The sequence below is a fragment of the Paraburkholderia sp. RL17-347-BIC-D genome, from assembly GCF_046027915.1.
Lineage (GTDB): Bacteria > Pseudomonadota > Gammaproteobacteria > Burkholderiales > Burkholderiaceae > Paraburkholderia.
The window spans coordinates 39151-65723 of sequence record NZ_JARESS010000019.1 but is presented as its reverse complement, the minus strand read 5'-3'; the positions used below and the strand labels follow the sequence as shown (position 1 = coordinate 65723).

The window sequence follows — 26573 nt, the reverse complement described above, 5'->3', positions numbered from 1 at the left end:
AAATCTGTCTGTGGAACTTCTTCCCGGTGTAGTTTGCCAAATGCGATTGGCAGCAGAATCATCGGGGGCGACTACCGGTGAGTCTGAGAGCGACTACGTTAAGTTCTTGTCCTCGCGAATTCAGGAGCTCGAGACGCTTCTAGGGGAATTCGTGACGCTAGCTTCGAAAAGCCGTCACTTTCTCGAAGACACGACGCCAACGCGGTCTGCCTCGCAGGGAACCTTTGGCTTTGATGAGGCTGGGCGAACTACTCGAGCATCTCGGAGAGGTCGAAAGTTGCCCTAGCAAGCGAGACGCGTGGAAATGGGCCATGCGTCTCCATTCTTCGCCCGTGCTTGCCGCAAGTCTCGTTCCGTACAGATTTGATGACAGTGATATCTGACCTGTCCAAGATTGCGCACGGGCTCGGGCCGTCTGCTGCTCGTTTGCAGCTGCTCATAGAACGTGCATCCGAGCTTCATGCCGACATGGGCACCATGTCACCCGCCGAGCGATGCATTGCTCAGCAGGAACTCACGAAGTTGTTGCCTCAGATAGCACAAGCGGCGCGTGAAACAGCCGATGGATTCGAGTCATCCCTCGGACTGCACCAATGAACTCGTCCCGGCGCCGCGACAGCGCCGGGGCTCCGGACACGACAAGCACATTGTGCGAACAAATCGCTCGTCGGACCTTGGGCGTGGAGGCGTCATGTAGCCCTCACGACGAGCGCCTCCACGCCAATAGTTTCCGGGATGTGGCAGTATTCAAACCGAAAGACAATCGGGCGCTCGTCCGTCTACTGACCATCCGGGGATATCGCCAGTGCATATTGAGTGCTTGTGGATAAGTCATTTTAGAGGCATCGAAAGCTTAGGCTGGCGACCCGCGCGGGGCATCAACTGTTTGGTTGGTCCAGGGGACAGCGCCAAGACAACCGTCCTTGATGCGTTGGAACTTCTGTTTGCTGAGCGCCAGAACGCGACCTTCGATGACCTCGACTTCTACGACACCGACACCTCGAAGGCGATTTCGATAAGTGCAGTCTTGTCTGGGCTTCCCGCCGAGTTCCTGCGCGACGACCGGTACGGCCTATTGCTGTCGGGATGGAATGCGGCCACCGGACAGTGGACTCCTGAACCGGCGGAACATCTCGGAGTCCAGCCAGTACTAATCCTGCAGCTTGACGTCGATAGTACGCTCGAGCCGTCGTGGTCAATCTACGTTTCGCGTAGCGGTACAGTGGACAAGTCCCGGCGTTTGAGCTTTGCGGACCGCAAGGCAATGGCTCCGGCAAGGCTCGGCGTGTACGCCGACCGCCATCTTTCTTGGGGTCGGGGCTCGTCCCTTCAGCGGGTTGGCTCGCACCCGGAGCAACTACCAGCGACGCTCAACGGCCTGCTACGCTCAGCACGCGACAACTTTGCAACGGATAGTGCCACGGCGTTCTCCGATGTAGTGAACGCAATCGCGCCCGACATCGCCAAGCTAGGTGTGAGTGTTCGGAGCGGGTTGGTCGCAAACCTTGACCACACCAGCTTCTCGATGAATGCGAGTGGTGTAGCGTTGCATGATGGAAATGTGCCGATGCGTTGCATGGGAACAGGTTCGTCTCGTCTGGCGGTGGCCGCATTGCAGAGCGCTGAATCTGCGGGCAGACAGTTCCTTCTCGTCGACGAGCTCGAGTACGGCCTAGAGCCACATCGTATTTCACTTCTTGTCAGCCATTTACGTCAACGCGTCGCCAGTAGCGGGCAGGCGTTTATCACAACTCATTCGACGGCGGTTTTGCGCGAAGTGCGCTTTGATGAAGTGTTTGTCTGCCGAAGGAATGCGCAGGACGGCACCGTGAAAATTGCTCAGGCCGCGACGACTACCACGCCAGTCCTTGACGCGAAGCGGTACGTTCGCGATAAGGGGGAGGCTTTGCTCGGAAAGACTGTGCTTGTTTGCGAGGGACAAACGGAAATCGGCCTGCTGAAAGGTTTTGCCGAGGGTACGGATAGAAATTTCCAGGCAAGCGGCGTTGTCTTCGTAGATGGCGGCGGCGACCCAGCAGTCTTCGCCGTCGCACTGCATTTCGCCAGACTCGGCTATCGCACTGCGGTGCTGACAGACAGTGACCGGCCGATGGACAAGAAAACGTTCGAGGAACTCGGGGCATGCGGAGTCCTCCATTTCTCATGGGGCCAGTCGCGCTGCACTGAAGAGGAACTGTTCTGTGGACTGCCTGTCGCTCTGTTGGGCGACCTCCTGGAGCTGATTGCCGAAAGTATCACCCATGCCCGGTTGCTGCAGGAGCTTTCGCGGTTGGCGCAAGTCACGTTCAACAACCTTGATGAAGTCACGCCCTACCTTTCAAATCCGGGGTTCGTGCAGGCAATTGGAATCCAGGCGAACAGGTCGAAGTGGATTAAGAACCACTTCGACCTTTGCTTCGAAATCGGTTCGAAGACTCTGTCCACGGGCGACCTGCTAGGCGACGGCAGCCTCGACGGCCATCTGCAGGTGCTCACCAACTGGTTGACGACAAATGATTGAGGTCGCCGTCGGGCAAATGCTGGCAACGCGAAAGGGAGCCATCGAGGCTCCTGCTGGTACGGGGAAGACCGAACAGATTGCGCTTGTAGCCGGCACCCTTCCGGGGCGCTGGCTCGTGCTTACGCATACGGTCGCGGGCGTTGACGCAATCCGGAGGCGACTGAGGAAGTGCTCAGTGCCTGACATGAAGGCTCAAGTCGAAACTATATCAGCGTGGTCGCACCGCTGGGCGCGCGCATTTCCCGAGAATTCGCATCTATCGGCTCAATGGACGGCAAAGGAAAACGATTGGTCGACAGTTCAGCAGGCTGCCGCTGACCTCGTCGAGAGCGGTGCGGTCCAGAGCGTCCTCACTGCGTCTTACGATGGCGTGCTGGTTGATGAGTATCAGGACTGCGCGGAGTCTCAGCATCGACTGATATGCGCACTAAGTCGGGTGATGCGCTGCTACGTGTTCGGCGACCCTTTGCAAGCCATATTTGGCTTCACTCGAACCGACCGCGTCGTTGACTGGCACATGCGCACACTTCCCGAATTTCCCCTAGCCGGAAAGCTCGCGACTCCGCACCGCTGGAATGCCGTTAACAACGGAGAGCTGGGCGCCTGGCTGCTGTCAGCGCGCCCCGGAATCCAGGCCGGCATCATTGACCTCACGAGTGCGCCGCGCTGCGTCGAGTGGGTCAAGTGCGAGGCTAGGCAGCCAGTCACTGATTTGGGCAAATTCTGCTCTGTTCGCTCGCAGCAAGACGGGCAGACGATGGCGGTGCTCGATTCGAGCTTCGACGCAGTACGTCGCGCGAAACTGGCGAAAACCATTGGCGGTACCACCGTTGAACCAGTCTCCGGAAGATGCGAGCGGGACTTCTACGATTCCGTGCGAAACACCTTGGGCATCGAGCGTGTGACAGCCATCCTTGGTTTTGCAAGCTCAGCATTCGCTGGAGCCGAAGCTGCACCGAAAAGGAAACGAGTCGAAAGTCTGTTGGCAAATCCGGGGCGCCAGCGCATTCCTGCCTCTCCTGCTGAAATTGCGCTTTGCGCGGTCGCGCGAGATGCATCCTACCGTCACGTAGTCGATGCGTTGCAGTGCATCGAACACGAAGCGGGTGTTACGGTCACCCGGCCGGAACTCGTTTACGGGATTAAGGCCTCTTTACGCCTTTGCGTCGAGAATCCCGGTCTCTCACTTGAAGATGCGACATGGCAAGTTGCCAACGCGCGGCGCGAACGCGGCCGAATCGTGCGAAACCGTTCCGTCGGAAGCACGCTGTTAGTGAAGGGACTGGAATTTGACCACGTCGTTATAACGCCGGACGCGTGCCGAACCAAGCTCGAATGGTATGTTGCGTTGACACGGGCGACCCGGTCCGTGAGAGTGCTCTCGCCACATCAATCATTCGCAGTCGGCTGACGAGTCAGCCCGCTGAACGTTTCTTGTACGAGGCTCTGGCTTTTGTGCTGCACACCAGGCGGTGCATCCGTAGTGGACGTCCGTCGGGCGATACGGTGGGGGCGACGTGCGAACTGCATTGAGGGAAAGCCATACATGGCTCTTGGCCAATGCCGACCACACCGCCAACATTATCTGGGGGCATGTGATGTTGACCCTCATGGCGTCATTGCGAAAGAAGGCCTGCCAAATCGCGCCACGACTTACGTGTCCGCATGCTTTTATCTGAATCGGCAAGCGCATCCAATATCGCGCCCAACTGATATGGAACATTGGACGAGTTGAGACGGATGGTCTTCGTCAACACGGCAAGGGTTACCGACCGTGAGCTAATGAGTCTGGGTGTACCACAGGAGTTTCTGGCCACCGTACGTACCATTGACGCTGAAGCCCAACTGGACGCCATCCAGGCGAAGCTGCCAATGGAGGACGCCTCGTTTAAGTCCATCGAACATATCTATCCGCAGACACCAAAGGACCCATCGTGGACCAGCCGCTTCGTGTTCGATGGCCGGCAGGAGCGGACGCGGCAGATGTGGATGAACTCGCTGGGCAACCTTCTGTTACTTTCCTGCGAGGTCAATGCATCCTTGAGCAATCGACGATTCTCTGATAAGAAGAAATACGCGACCGGCAGTTACAGCGAGAACAAGGTTGCCCAGAACCATGTTGTGTGGTCTCCAAGCGCGGTTATCAGAAGGGGGGTCACGTTACTGGAGTTCGTCGAGGAGCGCTGGGGTTTCAGCTTCGCCGACTGGAATATCAGGTACGAAGACTGCTTGCGGACGGACAAAGGTCGAGTCCGTATAAAATTGCTGCAATTATTCGTTCCGCTCGGGTCGCTTGAACTCAACGATTACGGTTATTGCGCAAACGAGTGAGTTATTGTCGGCGGCAAGAGACGGTGGAGGGGGTTACGAGAGCTATTGACAACCGGATGCCAGATATGGCCGCTCTGGCGAGAAGAGAAGCATTCGCTTCCGCGTTCGTCACCTAGGCGTTGGACGGCCCGGACGAGGCGTTGCGTAAAGATGACCCAGAAGATTAGCCCGAATCGCATACATGATTCGCATGCTCGCATCGCAAGAGGCTAACGCCGCTTTCGAGCTGCCATCGCGACGCGTTGGCCATATGTTCAAGGCGAAGCTGCGCCGAACACCAAAAGAATTGCGCAATCGACGCTTCCAGCGCCGCACGGCAAGATGTGTTCTTCGCATGGACCATGGATTCACTCCAGTGCAATTTGCTCGATACGCGGCTCGTTCGAGAAGGACCGCTGATTGCGGAGTCCGACGAAGTATGACGTGAAGCGCCCCACACGTGCACTCGTATGGAAAAAGTGTCATATCATTCGCAAGAAACTCCAACACTGCTGCGCTAACCGCGCGCGATAGGAAACGTCATGACGACAGGGAAGGGGGGCTTCCTCATTTCTTTTGAGCCGGAGCGCTCGCGTTTGTTCGAAGACCGGGCTCGGGCGGGGCACTACTTCTCCCTGGAGCTTTCGCGTTTGGATAACTCGGCCAAGACCCGAGAGTTCTTCTTCGTGTGCTTTGATGGCGCGGGAAAGGAAGTCTCCGCTGCTGCGATGGCTTCCTACAAGGCGGGTCCCCAAAATACCGGGGCGCGGAACTACCGATTCTCTGACTTTGTGTTTTTCGAGCCGTTTTTGTTGACTCAGCTGGAAAGCAAGGTCTCAGCCGCAACGAAGAGGGCGCTTCTCAAGAGCGTTGGTGGCGTCGCACGGAGGATGCCGCCTGTTGCCTGGGAGGAGGTGCGCAAAACGGTATCAGAATTGCGCCCCTCCGTCGCGAGCGAGCTTGGAGCACTGTGGGAAAGGGTTTGCCAGCCCGAGCGGATTGAAACTTCGAGCAACTTGCAAACACTTGCCTTGCAACGAGATGCCATCGGCCTTGCGCTGGATTGCGCGAAACTTGGCGACAGTCGTCGCGCGATGTTTCGAAGAGCTAAACCCGTAGACGAGGCCGCAAAAGAGGACTCGTTTATCGCCTACCTCGAAGAGGTTGCGCCAACTCAAGAGCGCGAACTCGTTGACTATGACCGAAATGCCTTCGCCGGTCTCAAGTTGCCAGACTTCTCGGTAACCGGCGACCTCTCCATAGGAGAAGGTTCACGCAAGCTGCATGTGCAAACGCTCGACAAAGGGCCACTCGAAACTGCCTTAGGTGTCGACTTGCTCATCTACTTGAGTGACCTGGCGTCGCTGGTCATGATTCAATACAAGTGCTGCGAAAACAAGAACTCTGAATGGACTTATCGTCCTGATGGCAAGTTCCTTGACCAAATGGAACGCATGCAGCAAGCCGAGACTGCATTTGAGGCGATGCGTAATTCGAGAACTAACGGATACCAGGCACCGAAAGTACAGATGCATCAAAGCAGGCTCTGTGCCGCTCCGTTCTACGTAAAGTTCTGCAAACGTCTGCCACTACAACGGCAAGACGGTGAGCTATGTGAGGGTCGCCTGTTGCGCAGAACCGATGTCGCTACGTTGCTTGAACTAGAACAAACCCAAGGACCACGGTCCGGGAAAATTGTGAAGTACGACTCGATACCTCGCCATATGTCGAACAGCGATTTTTCAGGATTGGTGAGTGGGGGCTGGATTGGTACGAGCCATCTTACGCCTGAGGACCTGTCTGCCGTAGTTGGTAGCCTTCTGGCGACGTCATCACGAGTCATTCTTGCAGAGGCTCAGAGCAGCTGACCGTGTCATCCATTCCGAAATCAATACGACAAGTGCGGATGCTACGTGTCCGCCTGTTCATGTAGCGGGCTCAATATGTGGCGGGGAGAGCAAACGAGGCCCTGCCAAACACAGCGCGAGTTCACATGCCATACGTCCATCAAGACTTCGAACGCGAAAAGCTGTACGAGGAAATCTGGCGCGAACCGGTCAATAAGGTTTCGAAGAGGTACGAAATCTCAGACGTGGGACTTCGCAAAATTTGTGTAAGCCTGGATATTCCTGTCCCTCCCAGAGGCTACTGGGAAAAACTTGCCGCCGGCAAGGCCATGAAAAAGCCGCCGCTTCCACCTACCAAGGCTGCGACAAGTTACAGACGTTCCGTCTTCAAAAACCCACAGGACGACGAGCTGTCACTGCGCACGCAGGCTCGTATTGATGAGGACGCCGCAGGTGCCCCGGATGTACCGGCCGTCATCATACGCGGCTCCATCGACGAGTGCCTGCCGCTAGTCAAACGGATGGCGAAAAGGCTCGAGGGCAAACGTCGCGATTCGCGAGCATGGCCATATTGCGACGGTGCCGGACTGATGCGGGTTGCTGTGTCCCAGCAGAACTTACTGCGAGCGCTCCTCGTGCTGAACATGCTTCTCGAGACAATGACGGGCGCAGGATATACGGTTTCCTCAAGCGGCAAAGAAGAAGACCCGGCTTACGTGACGTTGCTTGATAACAAGCTAACGTTTCGCGTGAGGGAGCGAAGCCGCCAAGAAAATATCCTCCTAACCCGGGAGCAACTGGCAGAAAACAAACGCGCCGGGTACAGCCTGAACAGCCAGACCTACGTCTACCATCCTACGAACGAACTGGAGATATCGGCGTTCGACGTTGGAAGCAACTATGCAACGGCTACCACTGCCGACAGTCGGAGCGCCTCAGTCGAGACGAAGATTCACGCGTTCGTTGGCAAGCTTCGGCATCGGATTATTCGCAATTCCGTCCAAGCTGAGATGCGGGTCGAGCAGCGACAAGTCGCGGCTGTGCAAGAAGCTGAGCGCGCGAGGCTTGCTGCGATTCGCCGCTCCGCAATTGAACAACTCAAGCGCGTCGAGGAATGGGCGTTGAAGCTCGAGCGAGCGAACCGCTTGCGAGTGCTTGCGACTGAATTTGAGGTCAAGAAACTGAAGTCGTCCGACGATGCCGTCGATGCCGCATGGCTACGGCGCGCCGCAGACTGGTTAGACCCAACTGTCGAATGTCGATGGGACGACATGGACAACGCTCCAGCTGGATACGGTGAATTCTAGCGATTGGCTTCCCCCACAGGGCGCATGCAGAGACCTCGATTGAGCGTCTTGATTGGCGCATCCAATGGTGTGCAAAAGGGGGAAGTTGGCCAGACGGCGTCCGGTGCGACGGGCAAACCGTATCAGCGCGCGGTGCTGGAGATGCAAGCATTGTGTCAGTTGACAGCGCCAGACGGCATGCTCCGCATCACTGTGGGGAGCAGTGCGTTACATCGTGAGACGAAGTGCGCTGTTCCCAGAGACAAATTCTTGGTGGAGCGGAGGAGGCTCGAACTCCCGACCTTCGCATTGCGAACGCGACGCTCTCCCAGCTGAGCTACCGCCCCATCGTTTGACGATATTAGCACGGCGTTCAGTTCACGTATTCGCGCCGCACCGCGCAATAATACAACATCGGTCAGATGGGGTATAGCGCGCTGTACATGAAAGACACTCGTGAAGACAACTTCTTCATGTGCATGTCGCCAGCGACTCCTGAACGTAGTGTTCATCAAAGGCCGCCGATTCTGACAGGCGCCCGAGCGGCTGCCGTTCGCCAATACTTGACGGTAACCGGCGTCTCCCCGTAGGCCATCGAGGCGAGGCGTGCGCGGTGTGTTTACGGGGCGTGCGAAGTGTGCCAGACTGTTATTGTCCGGTTTGCAGAAATTCTTTGAAAATCAATGACTTGCGGCGTGGGCGTCGGTCCGGTGCGGCGAATCCCCCTCTCTCCGCCAGGAACGAATGATAAGCCGTTGAATCCGTAAGGATTCAGCGGCTTTTTGTTTTGGCTTGCCGACCGAGCGTCGACCCGGGCTCTTCGCGCCGTATCCGCACGTCGAACCCAATAGCGCAACGCGCAATCCAACGGACCTTCGATGCGGTAGACTTCCGCGGAACCACCCCGGAGATCGCGCAATGGATCGCAAGGTCAATCTGCTATCTGGACTGAATCTGTCTACTGCAATTGGTGCGGAAATCGGCGCACTCTGCCGGCCGGTGGTGACACGATCGGACGGTACGGTCTATTACATCGACCACGCCAGCACCGACGCTCTGCGCGAAAAATATAAACATGATCCGAACGTCGACATCGGCGCGCTCGTCGATGTCGACGCCGTCTGGGGCAAGCAATCGCTCTCCGAAGCGCTAGGTGGCAAATCCGTCGACTACGTGATCGCATCCCATGTGGTCGAACATGTGCCCGATCTGGTCGGCTGGTTTGCCGAGATTGGCGCGATCCTCAAGCCGGATGGCCAACTGCGTCTCGCGGTGCCCGACAAGCGCTTTACTTTCGATCTGATGCGGGAGGAGTCGCGCATCAGCGACGTGTTGAGCGCTCATATCGTGCGGGCGCGCATTCCTCAGCCGCAGGCCATCCTCGACCATGTCGTGAATGTGCGTTACGACGTGAATGCAGGGGCGATCTGGGCCGGTCTCGCGTCCGGTGGACGGCCGGCGCATACGTTCGCGGAGGGCATGGCCGCTGCCCAGGATGCTTTTGCCAACGGCAATTATCATGACGTGCACGTCTGGGTGTTCACGCCAGCCACGTTTGCGCGGATTTGCCGCCTGCTCGTCGAAAACGGCCTGCTGAGCATGTCGTGCGCGAACTTCTTCGACACCGCAAGAAACGAACTCGAGTTTCTGGTTCACATGCAGCAGTGCGCCGATGTCGAATTCGCATGCGCCAGTTGGGCGCGCATGGAAGCGGCCGCCGCACCGTTGCCGCCGGACCAGCCTGCGGCATTGCTTCAGGTTCGCGCCGTGCCTTCGCGGCTGCATCGTGTGGTGCGGCGCGTGGGACGTCTGCTGTCGTAGTGCGAAGCAGAGGACCAGCGCTTCAGTTTCGTCCGCTTGCGGCGCTCGCCTGTCTGGCTCGATTTCGACTCGACTACGCTCGTTTCTGAATCTTGCAGCCGCGGGTATTCTGTAATCTGTAAAATGCGCGGATGGAAACACACAGCATCCGCGACGCAAGTTCTTTGCGCTACGTAACCGGCCTCGATGGACTCCGTGCCATTTCGATGATGCTGGTCGTCCTGTTTCATTACACGAGCTATTTTTCCAGTCGCCTTTCCGGGTTGGGCGGCGTTTGGTCCGTCATCGTGCGTATTGCGTCGACCGGCTGGATAGGCGTGGACGTGTTTTTCGTAATCTCGGGCTTTCTCATCACCACAACGCTATTGAAGCGGCCCGTCAATTCAATCGCGTCATATTCGAAGTTCATTCGGCGCCGGGCAATTCGGTTGCTGCCGGCCTACGTCGCGAGCCTGCTGATATTCACGCTTGTTGCGCTGCTCATCGATCCGCATACCAAAGTGCTGAGAAACGAGTATTTGCTATGGACATTCACGGCCAGTCTGCAATCGCTGTTCGGCGACCGGGTTGCGCTGGCCGATCAACACTTCACCATGGCGCATTTCTGGACGCTCGCTGTGGAATGGCATTTTTATCTCGTCTTCCCGATTCTCGTTGCCCGTTTCCATTCGTACTTTCGCCCGGCCGTGGCGCTGTTGCTGGTGGCGATAGCGTTCAGGGTGGTGTGTCATTTTGCCGGGGTTTCCGACAACGGTATCTATACTTTCACGCTTTGCCGGATCGACTCGATTGCCGTAGGTTGTTTGTTGGCACTGGTGCCTGCCCATCTTCGTTCCAGGCAGTCCGCAGCGGCGGGCGTGCTCGGCGCGGTGATTTTCATGGCGGTCTGGATTGCGTTGGCCTGTTCGGATGTCCCGTTCAAGACCTTGGCGTGGCTTCAGACGTTCGGATACACGCTGTTAGCGGTGTCCGTCGCGTTGATGATTTACCGGGTCATTCATTCCCCGCCGCGCTCGGTAATCGTGCGTGCGCTGGAATTCAAGCCGCTTACTGCAATAGGACGCGCAAGCTATAGCCCATACATCTGGCACGTGCCTTTTTATCCCACCATCGTGCTGGTGGCGCAACACAACTTCACGGACATCAGGCTTGCCTATCTTGTCGCGGTATTGGCCGGCGTCGTGATGACGGCGGTGCTCGGCAGCCTTTCTTATCTGCTCGTCGAATCCCGATTCACCCGGGCGCGTCCAGCGGTGCTGGCGTGAAGGCGGGGTGCCACTTGATGTATGGCGGCGAGACCGGCCGCACGAGGCGGTAAACCAAAACAAATCATCTTGCTCTAAACTAGCGGCCGCCCAAGCCCCCCAGTCAAGAGCAAGAACTCCATGCCTCCAGCGCCCGCCGAGCCACCCGGTTCCTCATCCGTTAGTTTGCCGAAACACCCCGCATTTCAGCGTTTCTGGTGCACCCGCATCCTCTCCTCGCTGTCGTTCCAGATGCTCGCGGTGGCAATGGGCTGGCACATCTACGCGCTCACGCATAGCGCCTTCGCGCTCGGCCTCGTCGGCCTCGCGCAATTTCTACCGATGTTCGTGCTAACGCTCGTCGTTGGACACGTCGCCGACCGCTACGACCGCCGCCGCATCGCGGCCATCTGCCAAAGCCTCGAAAGCGTCGCTGCATTGTTATTCGCTTTCGGCACCTTCGGCGGATGGATCAGCGCGCCCGTGATCTATGTGCTGGCCGCATGCGTCGGCGCGGCGCGCGCCTTCGAATCGCCCGCGGTGGCTTCGCTGTTGCCGGGCGTCGTGCCGCGCGGGCAGTTGCCCAAAGCAACCGCATGGGCCACTTCCGCGAATCAGACCGCGCAGATCGCAGGCCCGGCGTTGGGCGGTCTGCTCTATGGCATCGGCCCCGGCGCGACCTATCTCGCCTGCACGCTGTCGTTCGCGGCCGCGGCAACGGCCGTGTGGGGCATCTCGCTACAGACGAAGCCGGCGAACCGCGCGCCCGTCACGCTTGAATCGGTGTTCTCGGGCATTGCCTTCATTCGCAAGGAACCGGTGATTCTCGGCGCGTTGTCGCTCGATCTGTTCGCCGTGCTATTCGGCGGCACGACCGCGCTATTGCCGGTCTTCGCACGCGATATGCTGCACACGGGCCCGCTCGGTCTCGGACTGTTGCGCTCCGGCACCGCCATCGGCGCGCTCGCGGGCACCATCTGGCTCGCGCATTTCCCGCTGCGCAACCGGCCCGGTGCGGCGATGTTCGGCGGCGTGATCGCGTTCGGCGCGGCCACGGTCGTGTTCGGTCTGTCGCATCAATTTCTCGTGTCGCTTCTCGCGCTGATGGTGCTCGGTGCTTCCGACACCATCAGCGTGGTCGTGCGTCTGTCGCTCGTGCAACTGCGCACGCCGGATGAAATGCTGGGGCGCGTCAGTGCAGTCAATTCGCTTTTCATCGGGACGTCGAATCAATTGGGCGAATTCGAATCCGGCGTGTCGGCGGGGTGGTGGGGCGCGCGACCCGCCGTGCTGGTGGGCGGCGTAGCGACCATCGCGGTCGCCTTGCTATGGATGCGCTTCTTCCCCGAACTCCGGCGCACGCGCTCGCTGGAGCGCGAAGAGGAACTGGCGCCGAGCCATTGATCGACGCAAGACGTTGCGTCAGGCCTGCGCGGCACTCACACGCAGCGCGGTCCATCGCACCGTCGCCAGAATCGATGCCGCGACGATCAATGCGCCGCCGACCCACGCGGTCACCGAAATCCGTTCACCCAGCCAGATGCAGGCAAACAACGCCCCGAACGCCGGTTCGCTGCCCATCAGCAGCGAGACGCGTGTCGGGCTGCTGCGTTTGATCGCGAAGTTCTGCGCGAAGAACGCGAACAGCGTGCAAGCGATCACCAGATAGCCGACATAGCCCCAGAACGCCGCATGTCCCGCAATCGAGGGCAAGGGCTGCCACTGCTGTGGCGCAAACAGCCAGGCGGCCGCCGCGCTGCCGAATGCCACCACGCCTGACTGAACCGCTGTCACCGAGAGCGGCGGCAGGGCCGAATCACGCATCACGCGTTTGGTCACGCACACCGTCAACGCGCGCAGCAGGGCGGCGAGCAGAATCAGCGCGTCGCCGGGATTGAGGCTCAGCGCGCCGTCGCCGGCGAGCAGCCATGCGCCCAGCAGTGAAAGCGCCACCGCCAGCCATTCGACACGGCTCGGCTTGCGCTTGAGCAACAACCATTCGACGATGGGCGTCAGCACCACGCACAAGCTGATCAGAAACGCGGCGTTGGCGGCGCGCGTCATCAGGATGCCGAACGTTTCGCACAGGAAGATGCCGAGAAGCAGCGCGCCGGCGATCAGCACGCCGCGCAGCGTGCGGCCATCGGCGGCGCGCAGGTGGCGAAGGGCGGGCGACAGGATCACGAAAGTGATACCGAAGCGCAGCGCGAGCAAACCGAGCACCGGATAAAACACCAGGGCGCTTTTGACCACACCGTAACTGGTGCCCCACACGACGGCGACGGCGAGCAGCATCAGATCGGACAACATGAGCAGGCGTTCTTGTTTCGACATGGACGGACCTCGAGCTAACGAGACCGTATTGTCGAACTTTGCGCCAAGCGTGATAATCGGGTCTCGGCGCATAGCGTTTATGTCGCAAATGCATAAATAGCCTGCCCGCACTCACGGACCTGGAACGATGACCCCAACCGAGCTTTTCGCGTTGCTACCGGACATGGCGGTTTTCGCGCGCGTCGTCGACGCCGGCAATTTCTCGGTGGCGGCGCGGCAACTCGGCAGCACGCCGTCCACGGTCAGCCGTCAGATCAAGCGTCTCGAAGACGCCCTGGCGACCCGTCTGCTGGAGCGTTCCACGCGCGCGGTACGGGTGACGGAATCGGGTGCCCAGGTGGCGCGATTCTGTCGCGACATGGTGAGCGCAGCGTCGGGCGCGGTGGACGCCGCCGGGCAATTGGCCGGCAGACCGCAAGGCATGGTGAGCGTGAGCGCGCCGACCCAGTTCGCGAAGTCCGTGATACACCCGCTCATTCCCGGCTTCCTGCACGCTTACGACGAAGTCGACCTGCAACTCCTCTTCACCGACCACGACGTCGACCCACTCGCGGACGATGTCGATCTGGTGATCCGCCTGACCGAGCATCCGCCGCAGGGACTCGCGGGGCGCCGGTTGGGCGCGGTGCGCTGGCTGCTGGTGGCGTCGCCAGCATATTTGCGCGAACGCGGCACACCGGCGCAGCCACGCGAATTGCAGAAGCACGCCTGCATCTACCTCGGCGAGACTGCCGACGACAACCGCTGGCGCTTTCGCCGCGGCACGGAGACACAGAGCGTCGACGTGAAGGGCCGCTACATCGCCAATCATGCCGGCGCGCGGCTCGAAGCCGCGCTGCAGGACTTCGGCATTGCGTGTGTACCGGAATTCGCAGCCTCGGAATCACTGCAGAGCGGCGAACTCGTGCAGGTCCTGCCGGACTGGAATCTCGAAGCACGCGCCTACGTCGGCTCGGTGTGGCTGCTGTATCCACCGAATCGTTTCTTGCCGCCGAAGGTGAGGGCATTGATCGACTACCTCGTCGAGCATCTTCACGACACGCTCGCTACCGCCTGAGAACCACCGCACGCGAGACGAAAGTAGAATCGCCCGCGCAATCCATGATTCAATGCAGTCCCAGCGATTCGATCGATCACGAGGAGAACAGCATGAGCTTGCGCGAAACCGGACCGATTGCGGCGACTGTCTATCGCGGCGCTTCGATTGAGAACACGCATCTGGCGCACGTCGCGGTGGTCGACGCGAGCGGCCGCCTGTTGGCGTCATTCGGCGATCCATCGCGTATGACGCTCGCACGTTCCGCAGCGAAGCCCGCACAAGCGTTGGCGGTGTTGGAAACCGGCGCGCTGGAGCGTTTCGGCTTCGACGAAGCCGACCTTGCGCTGATGTGCGGCTCGCACAGCAGTGAGGCGCGCCACATCGAGCGCACGCGACAGATGCTGGCCAAGGCGCAGGCGAGCGAAGCCGACTTACGCTGCGGCGGCCATCCGCCGCTATCCGACGCCGTCTACATCGACTGGCTCAAACGCGACTTCAAGCCGGGCGCCGTATGCAGCAACTGCTCCGGCAAACACGCGGGCATGCTGGCCGGCGCGCAATCGATTGGGGCAGCGATAGCGGGCTACGAGCGACCCGACCATCCGTTGCAGGTACGAGTAAAACACACGGTCGCGGACGTCTGCGATTTACCTGACGACGCGGTGCAATGGGCGACAGACGGCTGCAATCTACCGACCCCTGCGTTTCCGCTAGACCGCCTCGCACGCCTGTTCGCGAAGCTAGCCGCCGCGGAGGACGAGGTATCGTCGCACGCGCAGTCCATCACATCGCGCACGACGGCGCTCGCCCGAATCTACCGCGCGATGACAACCTATCCGGAATGGGTAGCGGGCGAGGGGCGCTTCTGCACGCAGCTGATGCAAGCCTTCGACGGCGCGCTGGTCGGCAAGGTGGGCGCGGACGGCAGCTACGCGATAGGCGTACGAACATCGGAGCAGACGAAGAGGGCGGGCGCGCAAGGCGCACTGGGCATCGCCGTAAAAATCGAGGACGGCAACGTCGGCATACTGTACGCGGTGGTCGCGGAACTGCTTGCGTTGCTAGACATCGGAACACTGGAACAACGAGCGAAACTCGCGTCGTTTCACGCACCGAAGATGTTGAACACAATGGGCATCCCAACGAGCCGAATAACCTATTCGGTCGCGCTCCAACGCGCACCGAAAGCCTCCGCTCGATGAACGACCGCAACGGCGCGCGCAGCGCCGCCGGAAGAATGACTGCTGTGTCACGAACGCGGACTGGGCGAGAGCACAGATTCCAGATGCGCCACTACCGTAGCTGCGCGGGGGATCCGCTTAAAGGCTAGCGGTGTGAAGCCGCTTTCTTTGCCTACTTTCTTTGCGGCAAGCAAAGAAAGTAGGTGCCGCCCCGCACAGGGGCAACACTAATAGACCACCGCGAATTCAAGGAAAGGCCAACAAACCAACAAGAAGCAACAGAAAAAAACCCCAACTCAAGCAGCAACAACAGAAGGCACAACCCCAATAGCATTCCGAATAGCATCCGCCAACTCCGAGGCAGCAAACTTCGCCACATACCCATTAGCCCCGGCATTCTTCACATGCGCCTCATTAGCCGCCCCGGTAAGAGAAGAATGAATAATGACCGGAATATCGCGAGTCCGCTCATCAGCCTTAATTTGCCGAGTGAGCATAAACCCATCCATCTCAGGCATCTCAAGATCAGTCAAAACAAGGGCGATACTATCCTTGACACGAGTCCCATTAGCCTGCGCCTCGCGCGCAACCTGCTGCAACGTATTCCAGGCCTCTTCCCCAGTCTTGGTCATGACATAATCCGCGCCAATAGCACTCAAAGCCTGCTCAATGAGCTTCCGAGCAAACCCCGAATCATCAGCAGCAAGAATCTTCGCCCCACGCCGAATCCCCAACGCCTCCCCAACGGAAGTCGGATCCACACTAGGATGCTGTGACGGAAACACATCCCGCAAAACCTGCTCGACATCGATCACCTGGGCCAAGCGCGAATCACCTGTATTCCCATCGATCCGCGCAATGCTAGTAACCAAATTGCCCCCAGCCGCACCTTCGGCGGACAAAACCTGATTCCACTCCAGCCGCACGATATCGTCGACCTCTTCAACCGCGAACGCCTGCGTCGACCGAGCAAACTCCGTCACCAGCAAAATATTCAGCCCGCGCGTCGGCTGACACCCCATCAGCCGCGGCAAATCGATCACGGGAATGATCTGCCCGCGAATATCCACGGCGCCCATCACAAACGGCGACGAACCGGCGATCGGCGTAACCGTCGGCATGGTCGAGATTTCCCGCACCTTGAAGACGTTGATGCCATAAAGCTCATGCGCGTCGCTGCCGGGCACGGCGCCCAAGCGGTACAGCAACAACTCGAACTTGTTGGAACTCGTCAGGTTGCTGCGTTCATCGTTCGCGCGGTTTTCTACTGCCATCGAATCTCTCCAGGATTGCGTGTGATGCGCCATGCCACCGTTGCGTTCGATCCTGGCGCGCGCCCTACCTTTCTGTTATCGGCGCGGCGGACGGAAAGTTCAGCGATTCGACGGCGATTTCCTCGCATGCTCTGGTTAACGCGCAGCCGATATTGAGTTGAGGGCGGGAATCGGCGCAAGCGCAACGGCCGCAATCCAGCCCTGTCAAGGCATTCATATGAAGGTTACCTAAGGTTACAGAAGCGACAGCGTCGTATCACATGGCGCACAGCGCGCCTTCTAGAATTCACAGCGATAAAAGCGTGGCGCCGTCAGTAGCTCGCAAGCTGACCGCAAGGTAACCGCACAGTCGGCAGGAGCCTGAGGCGCACACGCATCGCAGTTGTTTCGCTTCCACCTCAAGGAGAACGTATGATCCGCTTGCCTCTCGCCACTATCACCAGCGCCTGCCTGGCTGGCCTGCTCGTCGTCGCCGGCGCGGCCAACGCTCAAACAACGCCGGCAGCACCGGCAGCGGCTACGGCCGACGCCGGCCGTCTGCATGCCGCCGACCAGACGTTCATCGCGGACGGCACCAAGGCCGTTGCCACGCAACGCGACGCCGCACGTATCGCGACCTCGCGCTCGACCGATCGCGACGTCAAGGCATTCGCCGAGCGCGTCTCGGCCGACAACGCGAAAATCTCCGATTCGCTGCGCGCAGCGAGCCCACGCGGCGTCGATGTGCCGAAGAACGACCCCGACGCAGCGGTGCTCGCGAGCATCAACAACCTGCGTGGCGCCGACTTCGACAAGGTCTATATCGAGCAGGTCGCGCTCGCCGGCGAACAGAAAGCGCTATCGGCGTTCCAGGCGGAAATCGCTTCGGGCCGCGACGAACAGTTGAAGGACGCGGCGAAGAAGGCATTGCCGACGATCCAGGAACACTACGCGATGGCGCAGGATCTCGCCAAGCGTAAGCATCTGCCGACCGCGCAGTAAGCGGCTTAACGCGCGTCACGTTGCGGCGTGGCGCGCGGCCGTTCGAATGCGTGGTTTTCGGCGATAATCGGCTTCGCTCTTTCGAGTCCGCTGCGCGCAGGGTCTTGCGCGATGCATCGTTTGCGATTCATCTTGCGTGATGCGCGAACCTCGAAAGCTCCCACCACTTTCACGCGCATTCGACCAAAGCTCTCCGCATGAGCAAGTCCGCCAATCTGCCGCAACAGTTGGACCATATGCTTCGGCAAGCCGTCGCGCTTCAGCGCAACGGCGCTTTCACCGAGGCCGAGGAACTCTATCGCGAGATTCTCGAACTCAAGCCCCGTCATTTCGACGCGCTGCAATTGCTGGGCGCGCTGACGCTGCAAGCGGGCCGCCTGCAAGAGGGCGTCGAGTTACTCAGAAAAGCGCTTGCCATCAACGGGAAACAGGCGCCGCTTCATTCGAATCTGGCCTATGCGTTGAACGCCTTGCAGCGATTCGACGAAGCCCTCGCGTGTGCCGAGCGCGCGCTGGCCTTGCAGCCCAAATTTCCCGACGCACTGAACAATCGCGGCAATGCGCAAGCCGGCCTGAATCGGCCGCTCGATGCGCTCGGCAGTTTCGATCGCGCGATTGCCCTGATGCCGGATTTCGCGCAGGCCTGGAACAACCGCGCGTGTGTGCTGCGCGATCTGGGCCGTCCCGCTGATGCGCTCGCAAGCTGCGACCACGCGCTCGCGCTGCAACCGAATTATCCGGATGCGTGGAGCAATCGCGGCAACGCGTTCAGTGACCTGAACCAGCCGGAAGAAGCGGAACGCTGCTACCGTCGCGCGCTCGAATTGGCCCCGGCATTCGCCGATGCCTGGAACAATCTCGGCCTGACGCAGATCGACCTCAATCAGCACGCGCAAGCGCTGTCGTGTTACGAACGCGCGTTGGCCGTGAATCCAGATGCTGCGGAAACACATTGGAATGAATCGCTGTGCCTGCTGCAAATGGGACAGCTCGAGGCCGGCTGGCAAAAATATGAATGGCGCTGGGAGCGCAGCCGCATCAAGGCAAGTCGGCGCAGTTTTGCGCAACCCCTTTGGCTGGGCGATTTTTCGATCGACGGCAAGACGATTCTGTTGCACGCGGAGCAGGGCCTCGGCGACACGCTGCAGTTTTGCCGCTACGCCGCGCTGGTGTCGAAACTCGGCGCCAAGGTCGCGCTCGAAGTGCCGCCCGAGTTGATGCGTCTCATGGCCACGCTCGATGGCGTGGACCAATTGATCGAAGCCGGCCAAACGCTGCCGCCGTTCGATTGCCACTGTCCGTTGCTGAGTCTGCCGCTTGCATTCAAGACCGAGCTCGACAGCATTCCATCGACAACGCCTTATCTCATCGCAAACGCCGAAGCGGCTCGCCAATGGCACGATCGGATTCACGCGCAAGCAGACGGCCGCCTGAAAGTCGGACTCGTGTGGGCGGGCGGAAACCGGCCGCATGTCGCGGAGCTTCGCAAGAACGATGCACGCCGTTCGATCGCTTTCGCACAACTCTCGCCGCTTCTCGAGGTATCGGACGTGCAGTTCTTCAGCCTGCAAAAAGGACCGGCGGCACAGCAATTCGAAAGCAGCGAGTGGGGCGAACGCGTGATCGATTACACAGAAGAACTCAGCGACTTCGCCGACACCGCAGCGTTGGTGGCGAACCTCGATCTGGTGATTTCCGTGGACACGTCCACCGCGCATCTGGCCGGCGCGCTCGACAAGCCGGTCTGGATTTTGAACCGCTTCGACACCTGTTGGCGCTGGATGCTAGAGCGTACCGATACGCCGTGGTATCCGCGCGCCCGCTTGTTCCGGCAACCGGCGCTCGGCGATTGGGACAGTGTGATGCAAGCCGCGCGTGACGCGCTGAGCGCATTGGCTACGGACGTGGCGCATTCACGATAACGATCCCGTTCGCACCCGCCACGTTCCCTGCGCGCTGGCCGACGCGTTTGCGCGGACGCGCGTAGACTGAATGTCCGTTTATGGACGGCTAAGCCACGGAGATTGATCAATGGAATACAGACATCTGGGTGCATCCGGTTTCAAGGTACCGGTGCTGAGTTTCGGCACGGGCACATTCGGCGGCAAGGGCGAGTTTTTCCAGGCGTGGGGCGCGACCGACGTCGCCGAGGCGCGGCGTCTGCTCGACATCTGCTTCGATTCGGGCGTCACCATGTTCGACAGCGCGGACATCTATTCGAGCGGCGCGTCCGAATCGGTGCTCGGCGAAGCGCTCAAGGGCAAGCGCGACAAAGCGATCATCTCGACCAAGGCGACCTTCCGTTTCGACGATGGACCGAACAGCGTCGGCTCGTCGCGCTTCCATCTGATTCAGGCCGTGGACGCGGCGCTCAAGCGCTTGCAAACCGATTACATCGATCTGTTCCAGTTGCACGGCTTCGACGCCAGAACGCCGATCGCCGAAGTCATGTCCACGCTCGACGATCTCGTGCGCGCCGGCAAGATCCGCTACACCGGCGTGTCGAATTTCTCCGGCTGGCACCTGATGAAGTCGCAGGACGTGGCGGATCGCTACGGCTATCCGCGCTACGTCGCGAATCAGACCTACTACTCGCTGGTCGGACGCGATTACGAGTGGGAGCTGATGCCGCTCGGCGTCGATCAGGGCGTGGGCGCGGTGGTGTGGAGTCCGCTCGGCTGGGGGCGTCTTACGGGCAAGATCAAGCGCGGCCAGCCGCTGCCCGATTCGAGCCGCCTGCATAAAACCGCCGACATGGGGCCGCCGGTGCCGGACGAGTATCTGTTCCGCGTGCTCGATGCGATCGACGAGATCGCGGACGAAACCGGCAAGACCGTGCCGCAGATCGCGCTGAACTGGCTGCTGCAGCGGCCGACGGTATCGACGGTGCTGATCGGTGCGCGTAACGAGGAACAACTGCGGCAGAACCTCGGCGCGGTGGGCTGGAATCTGACGCCCGAGCAGGTGGCGAAGCTCGACGCGGCGAGTGCCGTGCGTCCCGCTTATCCGTACTGGCATCAGGAAGGATTCGAGGAACGTAATCCGAAGGCGGTGTAAGCGCGCTTTCGCCTCGAGGCGCGCTGCGTGTCAGGTGCTCCGGTTCGGACTCATTTCGCGAGTTCGGCTGGAGCGGCGAACAGTTGGCCGTAGTAGCGGCGGCCGGCGTCGAGATGCTTGCCGAAGGCAAAGCCTTGCGCGAGCATGGCATCGAAGTCGGCTCGTTCGATTTTCATCACGTAGCTGTGTTCGGTGGTGACGAGGCGGCACGCGGTGCCGGACGCCGCCGCCGCGCTGAACCACTTGCCCGCGCCAGCATGGTCCGCCGGGAAAGCGTTCGGCCCCACTTCGACTTGCCAGCCGCCGTCCAGCAGAATCCACATGGCCTTATCCTCGGCAGTTGCCGCGCTGTCGTTGCATTGCGCGACGACCATACCGGCCTGCGCTTCCCATTCATGCGAGTGGGCGATCACCCATCGCAGTTGGTCGGTCGTCAGGCTCGTAAAGAACGGCGTGTGCTTCAGCAAATGAAGGTACGTGACCGAGGGTTTCATGGTCGTGCTCCTCGTCGTGATGGAAGTGACGGCCGGTTGAGGTTGGGCATCGCATGCGCCGATGAGAACCGGCAGCACAACGGCGCATGCGATCAGCGAAATTGCTTTCACGGCGGTATGCCTTGACGTCACGTTCAACGTTGAACCCGCGCTTCCAGCAAATCGCCCATACCGATTCGCTTGGCGAACTCGATGCGCACACGCTCTGACACTTCGAGCACCTCGCGCGCGCCGTCGCCGACGAAGTCGATCACCGAACGCATCGGCCGCTCGCCTGAAGGCAGGCCGACGATCCGCACGATTTCATTGGCCACGGCTTGCGGATCGGCGTCGTCGGGCGTCAGTTCGGACAGGCGCTGGCCGATCTGATCCATCACGCCGTCGTAGCGTGCGTAGGCCGCGGCGCGTTCGGTATCGGCCGGCTTGCCCGCGCTCGGAAAGTGAGCGGTGCCGCGCGTGAACGCGCCCGGCACCACGATCGAGGTCTCGATGCCGAAGCGCGCGATCTCATATGCGAGCGAAACCGCCAGCGAATCCATTGCGGCCTTCGCGGCGCCGTATGGACCGAGGAAAGGAGGGAAGCCGCCCTTGGTCGTCGAACTGCTGACCCACAGCATCAAGCCGGCTTCCTGCTGGCGCAGATAGGGCAGCACGGCGCGGTTCACGCGCTGCGCGCCGAACAGGTTGGTGTCGAACACCTTCACCAATTCCTCGGGCGTGAAGGCTTCGCTCGGGCCGACCACCAGATGGCCGGCGTTTTGCATCACCACGTCGAGCCGTCCCTGTTCGCGCACGACCGTCGCGGCGGCGGCATCAGCCGATGCTTGCGACAACACGTCGAGTTCAAGCGGATGCAACTGGATGTCCTTCGCTTTCGCAAGCGCGCGCATTTCATCGGCGCGTGGCTTATTGCGTCCTTCGACGTCGCGCATCGTCGCGTAGACAATGTGGCCGGCTTCGGCGAGCGACTGTGCGCTGAGTTTGCCGATACCCGTACCGGCGCCCGTCACGAGGATGATCTTCTTCTGCATTTTTCTTCTCCGATTCGATGAAAGTGAGGCGGCTCGTCAGAGCCTGCCCGCAGTGATGCGCATCGAGCGCGTTAGGCGATACCGCCGTTCGCACGCAGAATCTGCCCGTTGACCCAACCCGCGTCCGGACCGGCGAGGAACGCCACCACCGACGCAATATCGTCCGGTTGGCCGAGGCGTTGCAGCGGCGGCATCTTCGCGAAGGTCTGGATCTGTTCTTCGGTCTTGCCGTCGAGGAATAGCGACGTCGCGATCGGACCCGGCGCCACGGCGTTGACGGTGATGTTGCGGCCGCGCAGTTCCTTGGCAAATACATGCGTGAAGGATTCGACGGCCGCCTTGGTCGCGTTGTAGATCGCATAGCCCGGCATGTTCAGCGCCAGTGTGGTGCTCGAAAAGTTGACGATGCGCCCGCCGTCGTTCATGCGCGCAGCGGCTTCGCGCAAGGTGTTGAAGGTGCCGCGCACGTTGATGTCGAAAGTCTGGTCGTAGAGCGCGTCGCTGGTATCGGCGAGCGGCACGGTCTTGAGCACGCCCGCGTTGTTGACCAGCACGTCCACCTTGCCGAGCTGCTGTTCGGTGATCTCGAACATGCGGCGCACGTCGTCGGCGTTCGACACGTCCGCCTTAACCGCGACGGCTTTGGCGCCGGCTGCCGTGAGTTCCGCGACGAGCGCATCGGCTTCGGCCGAACTGGATGCGTAGTTGACCGCGACCGCGAAGCCGTCCTTGGCCAGACGTTGCGCGACCGCTGCGCCGATGCCGCGGGACGCGCCGGTGACGATAGCGACCTGGGCGTTTTTAGGCGTGTTCATGATTCGTTTCCTTGTGTCTGTTGGGTGGGTGAGGTGAATCATGGACGCTTTCCGCGCATAGATAATCGGGTTAGACTTGGCATCATCATTCCATTTGCTTTAACAATTGACGCAAGGACCGCCCTACAGGCGTCACAAACAGCCACCCACAGCCAGGCATCGACCATGGATCGTTTCGAGGAAATGCGAGTTTTCATACGGATCGCGGAGCGGCAAAGCTTCACGCGCGCCTCGGACGACCTGCAGATTCCGCGCGCCACTGTGACCAATCTGATGAAGCGCATGGAGCAGCGGCTCGGCGCGCGGCTGCTCGAGCGCACCACGCGCACGGTGCGTCTCACGCACGACGGCGAGGCGTACTACCGCCGCTGCGTGCGTCTGATTGCCGACATGGAGGAGGCCGAGGGCTCGTTTTCGAACCTCGCGCCGAAGGGTTTGTTGCGGGTGAACTTGCAGGGCACGCTGGCGCGGCACTTCGTGGTGCCGGCGCTGCCGGCCTTTCTCGCGCGCTTTCCCGATATCGAACTGACCATCGGCGAAGACGACCGGCTCGTCGATCTGGTGCGGGAGGGAGTCGACTGCGTGCTGCGGGCGGGCCATCTGCAGGATTCGTCGATGGTGGGGCGGCGCGTCGCGCAATTGCCGCAAGTGACGGTCGCGAGTCCGGCGTATCTCGCTGCGTATGGCGAGCCGGCCGAGCCGTCGGCGCTATCCACGCATCGGGCGGTCAATTACGTGTCGAGCGCGACCGGCAAGGCCGTGCCGCTCGAATTCAGCGTGGCGGGCCGCGAGGTGGCGATGGTCCTGCCGTCGGCGGTGTCGGTGACCGGCACCGAACTCTATACGGGCTCCGCGCTTGCGGGGCTCGGCATCGTGCAGGTGCCGCAATACCGGGTGGCGGCCGAACTGGCGGCGGGGCGGCTGAAAATCATTCTTGCGGACTTTCCGCCGCCGCCCATGCCGGTGTCCGTGCTCTATCCGCAGAACCGTCAGTTGTCGTCGCGGGTGCGGGTGTTTGCGCAGTGGCTGCGCGATATTTTCGAAGCGGCAACGGCGACCACCGGCGGCGCGCTGTGAATACCCGCGTCTAGGCCGCCGCGCCGTGGGCGTCGAGGATGTTGATCAGCGTGATGTCTATTCCCTGGCTGCATACGGCCGCGAGCGAATAGCGGCAGTGGTGTCCTGCACCCCGAGCCGCGCCCGATCATGCGGCGCCAAGAAATCCTGAACCGGACCAAGCGGCACGACGCCGGTCGGATTGATGCCCCGGTGACTCTCGTAGTAATGCCGCTTGATGTGCGTGAAATCGACCGTCTGCGCGATGCCGGGCAACTGATAGATATCGCGCGTGTAGGCGGACAGATTCGCGTAATCGGCGATGCGGCGCAGATTGCACTTGAAGTGGCCGACGTAGACAGCGTCGAAGCGGATCAGCGTCGTGAACAGCCGGAGATCGGCTTCGGTGAGTTGCGCGCCGGTCAGATAGCGTTGCGTCGCGAGTTGCGCGTCGAGCCAGTCGAGCGTTTCGAAGAGCGGCGTGACGGCTTCTTCGTAGGCCTGCTGGGTGGTGGCGAAACCTGCCTTGTAGACACCATTGTTCAGCGTGTCGTAGACGCGCGCGTTGATCGCGTCGATTTGCGGGCGCAACGGCGGCGGATAAAAATCGCCGGGCTTGGCGCCGATGCCGTCGAACGCCGAATTCAGCATGCGAATGATTTCCGACGATTCGTTGCTGACGATCGTGGCGCGCTGCTTGTCCCACAGGATCGGCACCGTGACGCGGCCGCTGTAGTGAGGATCGGCGGCCGTATAGACCTGGTGCAGCAGCTTCGCGTGATTGACGCTGTCGGCCACGACGCCGGGGCCATCCGCGAAGGTCCAGCCGTTTTCCAGCATCAGCCAGTGCACGACGGAGACGTCGATCATCGCTTCAAGGCCTTTGAGCGCCCGCACGATCAAGGTGCGATGCGCCCACGGGCAGGCGAGGCTCACATACAGGTGGTAGCGTCCCGCTTGCGCTTCGAAGCCGCCGCTGCCGCTCGGACCGGGCGAGCCGTCGGCCGTCACCCAGTTGCGAAACGCCGCGTCCTTGCGCACGAAACGGCCGCCGGTCGACTTGGTGTCGTACCAGCGGTCCTGCCATTGTCCGTCCACTAAAAGTCCCATGTCGCCGCTCCTTGTGCGTACGCCGTCGTGCCACGACCGCGCGCAATGAATGTTCCAGGCGCGGCGTCCGCCGCGTTTGCAGTGGCTCGTCACTGGCTCGTGCGGCTTTTCCGAAAGCCCGCGCCAACCGTGCTTGCCGCCAATTTTGCCGTCATATCGCCATAGTGGACTAGCAGCGGCGCTTTGCCGTACCATCTTTTCGTCGAACTCGTTCGAAGGAGTAGAACATGTTGTCGGAAGACGAACTGGCTTTGCTCGACGCGATTCGCGAGACCGGCAGCCTGTCGCGCGCGGCGGCGCGCCTCGGCAAGGCGCCGTCCACGATCTCGCATGCCGCCCGGCAACTGGAGACGCGCTTCGACGCGCTGCTGTTCGACCGGCGCCGCTACCGGCTGCAACTCACGCCCGCCGGCCAGCTTCTCGCCGACGAAGCCGCGCGTCTCATGCTCGACATGTCGCGCATGACGCAGCGCGTGAAGCAGATCGCGAGCGGCTGGGAAGACCGCCTTTGGGTGGTCACGGACGAGATTCTCGAATTCGAACTGCTGATGCCGGTGGTACGCGCCTTCGACGCACTCGACTCCGGCGTCAAGCTGCGCTTCACGCACGAAGTATTGAGCGGCACCTGGGAGGCGCTACGCGACGGCCGTGCCGATCTGATCGTGGGCGCGACCAACGAGCCGCCGGCGATTCCCGGTCTGCGCTGGTTCGAACTCGGCGTGATGGAGTGGGTGTTCGCGGTGTCGCCGCGCCATCCGCTGGCGGCCGTCGAGGGGACGCTCGGCCGCGAACGGATCCTCGAACATCGCGCGGTGGTGGTGGCGGATTCATCGCGTACGACGGCGGGGCGTGCTTATGGTTTGATCGGCGGACAGGCGTCACTCGCCGTGCCGTCCATGCGCGCGAAAATCCTGGCGCAGCGCGACGGCCTGGGCGTGGGCTGGTTGCCGCGCCAGCGCGTCGCGACGCTATTGAAGCAGGGCGAGTTGATCGAGAAAGCGACCTCCGATCCGCGCGAGCCGAACGTGCTGTACGTCGCGTGGCGCGGCGATCATGAAGGGCGCGCATTGCAGTGGTGGCTCGAACAGTTGCGGCAACCGCGGCTCGCGAAACGCCTCGTGCGCGGCGTGGATTTGACGATCGGCGCGTGATGCTCACGCCGTTGGTCCGCG

At 60.9% G+C, this 26573-nt stretch carries 21 protein-coding genes and 1 tRNA gene; 15 read left to right on the top strand and 7 right to left on the bottom strand.

Translation table 11 applies throughout. From position 1 onward, the window contains the following. The first annotated feature begins 931 nt into the window (after positions 1 to 931). From P0D96_RS24445 to P0D96_RS24425, 5 genes are all read left to right on the top strand, one after another. Complete coding sequence (locus tag P0D96_RS24445; protein WP_408315752.1) at positions 932 to 2521, top strand: ATP-dependent nuclease; 1590 nt, start codon at positions 932 to 934, stop codon at positions 2519 to 2521. Further along, positions 2514 to 3932 carry a UvrD-helicase domain-containing protein gene (locus P0D96_RS24440; protein ID WP_408315749.1) on the top strand — a complete coding sequence of 473 codons (1419 nt, stop codon included), beginning with the start codon at positions 2514 to 2516 and terminating at the stop codon, positions 3930 to 3932. The genes P0D96_RS24445 and P0D96_RS24440 overlap by 8 nt, the downstream gene beginning before the upstream one ends. Before the next feature lie 329 nt (positions 3933 to 4261). Further along, positions 4262 to 4852: a GmrSD restriction endonuclease domain-containing protein gene (locus tag P0D96_RS24435; protein WP_408315746.1), complete on the top strand. Its 591-nt coding sequence runs from the start codon at positions 4262 to 4264 to the stop codon at positions 4850 to 4852. Between the two features lie 521 nt (positions 4853 to 5373). Beyond that, positions 5374 to 6699 (top strand): hypothetical protein, encoded by a 1326-nt coding sequence (locus P0D96_RS24430; protein WP_408315743.1) that lies wholly within the window; start codon positions 5374 to 5376, stop codon positions 6697 to 6699. A gap of 125 nt (positions 6700 to 6824) precedes the next feature. Beyond that, entirely contained in the window at positions 6825 to 7985 is a 1161-nt protein-coding gene (locus P0D96_RS24425; protein ID WP_408315741.1) for a hypothetical protein, read from the top strand. Positions 7986 to 8235: 250 nt separating this feature from the next. On the opposite strand, the gene P0D96_RS24420 is transcribed toward P0D96_RS24425, so the two are convergent. Continuing rightward, positions 8236 to 8311: transfer RNA gene (locus P0D96_RS24420), tRNA-Ala, on the bottom strand. A 571-nt stretch (positions 8312 to 8882) separates the two neighbouring features. On the opposite strand from P0D96_RS24420, the gene P0D96_RS24415 reads away from it, so the two are divergent. The 3 genes from P0D96_RS24415 to P0D96_RS24405 all read left to right on the top strand — a co-directional run bounded on the left by P0D96_RS24415 (position 8883) and on the right by P0D96_RS24405 (position 12433). Beyond that, a complete protein-coding gene (locus P0D96_RS24415) occupies positions 8883 to 9785 on the top strand; it encodes a methyltransferase (RefSeq protein ID WP_408182071.1) in 903 nt (300 codons plus the stop codon). 131 nt (positions 9786 to 9916) lie between these two features. Continuing rightward, positions 9917 to 11050, top strand: coding sequence for an acyltransferase family protein (locus P0D96_RS24410; RefSeq protein ID WP_408315738.1), 1134 nt, complete (start codon positions 9917 to 9919; stop codon positions 11048 to 11050). Positions 11051 to 11170: 120 nt separating this feature from the next. Then, entirely contained in the window at positions 11171 to 12433 is a 1263-nt protein-coding gene (locus P0D96_RS24405) for an MFS transporter (RefSeq protein WP_408280071.1), read from the top strand. An 18-nt stretch (positions 12434 to 12451) separates the two neighbouring features. On the opposite strand, the gene P0D96_RS24400 is transcribed toward P0D96_RS24405, so the two are convergent. Further along, positions 12452 to 13363, bottom strand: coding sequence for a DMT family transporter (locus tag P0D96_RS24400; protein WP_408182066.1), 912 nt, complete (start codon positions 13361 to 13363; stop codon positions 12452 to 12454). 127 nt (positions 13364 to 13490) lie between these two features. On the opposite strand from P0D96_RS24400, the gene P0D96_RS24395 reads away from it, so the two are divergent. Beyond that, positions 13491 to 14420 (top strand): LysR family transcriptional regulator, encoded by a 930-nt coding sequence (locus P0D96_RS24395; RefSeq protein WP_408315735.1) that lies wholly within the window; start codon positions 13491 to 13493, stop codon positions 14418 to 14420. 92 nt (positions 14421 to 14512) lie between these two features. Continuing rightward, positions 14513 to 15604, top strand: coding sequence for an asparaginase (locus P0D96_RS24390; protein ID WP_408315733.1), 1092 nt, complete (start codon positions 14513 to 14515; stop codon positions 15602 to 15604). 275 nt (positions 15605 to 15879) lie between these two features. On the opposite strand, the gene P0D96_RS24385 is transcribed toward P0D96_RS24390, so the two are convergent. Then, complete coding sequence (locus P0D96_RS24385) at positions 15880 to 16857, bottom strand: chemotaxis protein (protein ID WP_132375160.1); 978 nt, start codon at positions 16855 to 16857, stop codon at positions 15880 to 15882. 411 nt (positions 16858 to 17268) lie between these two features. On the opposite strand from P0D96_RS24385, the gene P0D96_RS24380 reads away from it, so the two are divergent. The 3 genes from P0D96_RS24380 to P0D96_RS24370 all read left to right on the top strand — a co-directional run bounded on the left by P0D96_RS24380 (position 17269) and on the right by P0D96_RS24370 (position 20895). Then, positions 17269 to 17838, top strand: coding sequence for a DUF4142 domain-containing protein (locus P0D96_RS24380; RefSeq protein ID WP_408315731.1), 570 nt, complete (start codon positions 17269 to 17271; stop codon positions 17836 to 17838). 197 nt (positions 17839 to 18035) lie between these two features. Further along, complete coding sequence (locus P0D96_RS24375; RefSeq protein ID WP_408315728.1) at positions 18036 to 19760, top strand: tetratricopeptide repeat protein; 1725 nt, start codon at positions 18036 to 18038, stop codon at positions 19758 to 19760. A gap of 109 nt (positions 19761 to 19869) precedes the next feature. Beyond that, positions 19870 to 20895, top strand: a complete 1026-nt coding sequence (locus P0D96_RS24370; RefSeq protein WP_408182652.1) for an aldo/keto reductase — start codon at positions 19870 to 19872, stop codon at positions 20893 to 20895. Positions 20896 to 20945: 50 nt separating this feature from the next. On the opposite strand, the gene P0D96_RS24365 is transcribed toward P0D96_RS24370, so the two are convergent. The 3 genes from P0D96_RS24365 to P0D96_RS24355 all read right to left on the bottom strand — a co-directional run bounded on the left by P0D96_RS24365 (position 20946) and on the right by P0D96_RS24355 (position 23235). Then, positions 20946 to 21389 carry a cyclic nucleotide-binding domain-containing protein gene (locus P0D96_RS24365; RefSeq protein WP_408315726.1) on the bottom strand — a complete coding sequence of 148 codons (444 nt, stop codon included), beginning with the start codon at positions 21387 to 21389 and terminating at the stop codon, positions 20946 to 20948. A gap of 134 nt (positions 21390 to 21523) precedes the next feature. Continuing rightward, positions 21524 to 22420, bottom strand: coding sequence for an SDR family oxidoreductase (locus tag P0D96_RS24360; protein ID WP_408182649.1), 897 nt, complete (start codon positions 22418 to 22420; stop codon positions 21524 to 21526). A 71-nt stretch (positions 22421 to 22491) separates the two neighbouring features. Next, the gene (locus P0D96_RS24355; RefSeq protein WP_408315723.1) at positions 22492 to 23235 is read right to left on the bottom strand and encodes an SDR family oxidoreductase; all 744 of its coding nucleotides are present in this window, start codon (positions 23233 to 23235) and stop codon (positions 22492 to 22494) included. A 165-nt stretch (positions 23236 to 23400) separates the two neighbouring features. Between P0D96_RS24355 and P0D96_RS24350 the strand changes: the two genes are divergently transcribed. Beyond that, on the top strand, positions 23401 to 24312 hold the full coding sequence (locus tag P0D96_RS24350; protein ID WP_408315720.1) for a LysR family transcriptional regulator: 912 nt from the start codon (positions 23401 to 23403) through the stop codon (positions 24310 to 24312). Between the two features lie 57 nt (positions 24313 to 24369). Here P0D96_RS24350 and P0D96_RS24345 read toward each other — a convergent pair whose 3' ends face one another. Further along, positions 24370 to 25401 (bottom strand): glutathione S-transferase family protein, encoded by a 1032-nt coding sequence (locus tag P0D96_RS24345; protein WP_408315717.1) that lies wholly within the window; start codon positions 25399 to 25401, stop codon positions 24370 to 24372. 227 nt (positions 25402 to 25628) lie between these two features. Between P0D96_RS24345 and P0D96_RS24340 the strand changes: the two genes are divergently transcribed. Continuing rightward, the gene (locus P0D96_RS24340; protein ID WP_408182644.1) at positions 25629 to 26552 is read left to right on the top strand and encodes a LysR family transcriptional regulator; all 924 of its coding nucleotides are present in this window, start codon (positions 25629 to 25631) and stop codon (positions 26550 to 26552) included. Positions 26553 to 26573 lie beyond the last annotated feature (21 nt).

Bases quoted from the DNA above. Each gene is read 5' to 3' on its own strand.
- P0D96_RS24440 (WP_408315749.1), top strand. From the start codon at position 2,514: ATGATTGAGGTCGCCGTCGGGCAAATGCTGGCAACGCGAAAGGGAGCC.
- P0D96_RS24435 (WP_408315746.1), top strand. From the start codon at position 4,262: ATGGTCTTCGTCAACACGGCAAGGGTTACCGACCGTGAGCTAATGAGT.
- P0D96_RS24430 (WP_408315743.1), top strand. From the start codon at position 5,374: ATGACGACAGGGAAGGGGGGCTTCCTCATTTCTTTTGAGCCGGAGCGC.
- P0D96_RS24425 (WP_408315741.1), top strand. From the start codon at position 6,825: ATGCCATACGTCCATCAAGACTTCGAACGCGAAAAGCTGTACGAGGAA.
- P0D96_RS24415 (WP_408182071.1), top strand. From the start codon at position 8,883: ATGGATCGCAAGGTCAATCTGCTATCTGGACTGAATCTGTCTACTGCA.
- P0D96_RS24410 (WP_408315738.1), top strand. From the start codon at position 9,917: ATGGAAACACACAGCATCCGCGACGCAAGTTCTTTGCGCTACGTAACC.
- P0D96_RS24405 (WP_408280071.1), top strand. From the start codon at position 11,171: ATGCCTCCAGCGCCCGCCGAGCCACCCGGTTCCTCATCCGTTAGTTTG.
- P0D96_RS24400 (WP_408182066.1), bottom strand. From the start codon at position 13,363: ATGTCGAAACAAGAACGCCTGCTCATGTTGTCCGATCTGATGCTGCTC.
- P0D96_RS24395 (WP_408315735.1), top strand. From the start codon at position 13,491: ATGACCCCAACCGAGCTTTTCGCGTTGCTACCGGACATGGCGGTTTTC.
- P0D96_RS24390 (WP_408315733.1), top strand. From the start codon at position 14,513: ATGAGCTTGCGCGAAACCGGACCGATTGCGGCGACTGTCTATCGCGGC.
- P0D96_RS24385 (WP_132375160.1), bottom strand. From the start codon at position 16,857: ATGGCAGTAGAAAACCGCGCGAACGATGAACGCAGCAACCTGACGAGT.
- P0D96_RS24380 (WP_408315731.1), top strand. From the start codon at position 17,269: ATGATCCGCTTGCCTCTCGCCACTATCACCAGCGCCTGCCTGGCTGGC.
- P0D96_RS24375 (WP_408315728.1), top strand. From the start codon at position 18,036: ATGAGCAAGTCCGCCAATCTGCCGCAACAGTTGGACCATATGCTTCGG.
- P0D96_RS24370 (WP_408182652.1), top strand. From the start codon at position 19,870: ATGGAATACAGACATCTGGGTGCATCCGGTTTCAAGGTACCGGTGCTG.
- P0D96_RS24365 (WP_408315726.1), bottom strand. From the start codon at position 21,389: ATGAAACCCTCGGTCACGTACCTTCATTTGCTGAAGCACACGCCGTTC.
- P0D96_RS24360 (WP_408182649.1), bottom strand. From the start codon at position 22,420: ATGCAGAAGAAGATCATCCTCGTGACGGGCGCCGGTACGGGTATCGGC.
- P0D96_RS24355 (WP_408315723.1), bottom strand. From the start codon at position 23,235: ATGAACACGCCTAAAAACGCCCAGGTCGCTATCGTCACCGGCGCGTCC.
- P0D96_RS24350 (WP_408315720.1), top strand. From the start codon at position 23,401: ATGGATCGTTTCGAGGAAATGCGAGTTTTCATACGGATCGCGGAGCGG.
- P0D96_RS24345 (WP_408315717.1), bottom strand. From the start codon at position 25,401: ATGGGACTTTTAGTGGACGGACAATGGCAGGACCGCTGGTACGACACC.
- P0D96_RS24340 (WP_408182644.1), top strand. From the start codon at position 25,629: ATGTTGTCGGAAGACGAACTGGCTTTGCTCGACGCGATTCGCGAGACC.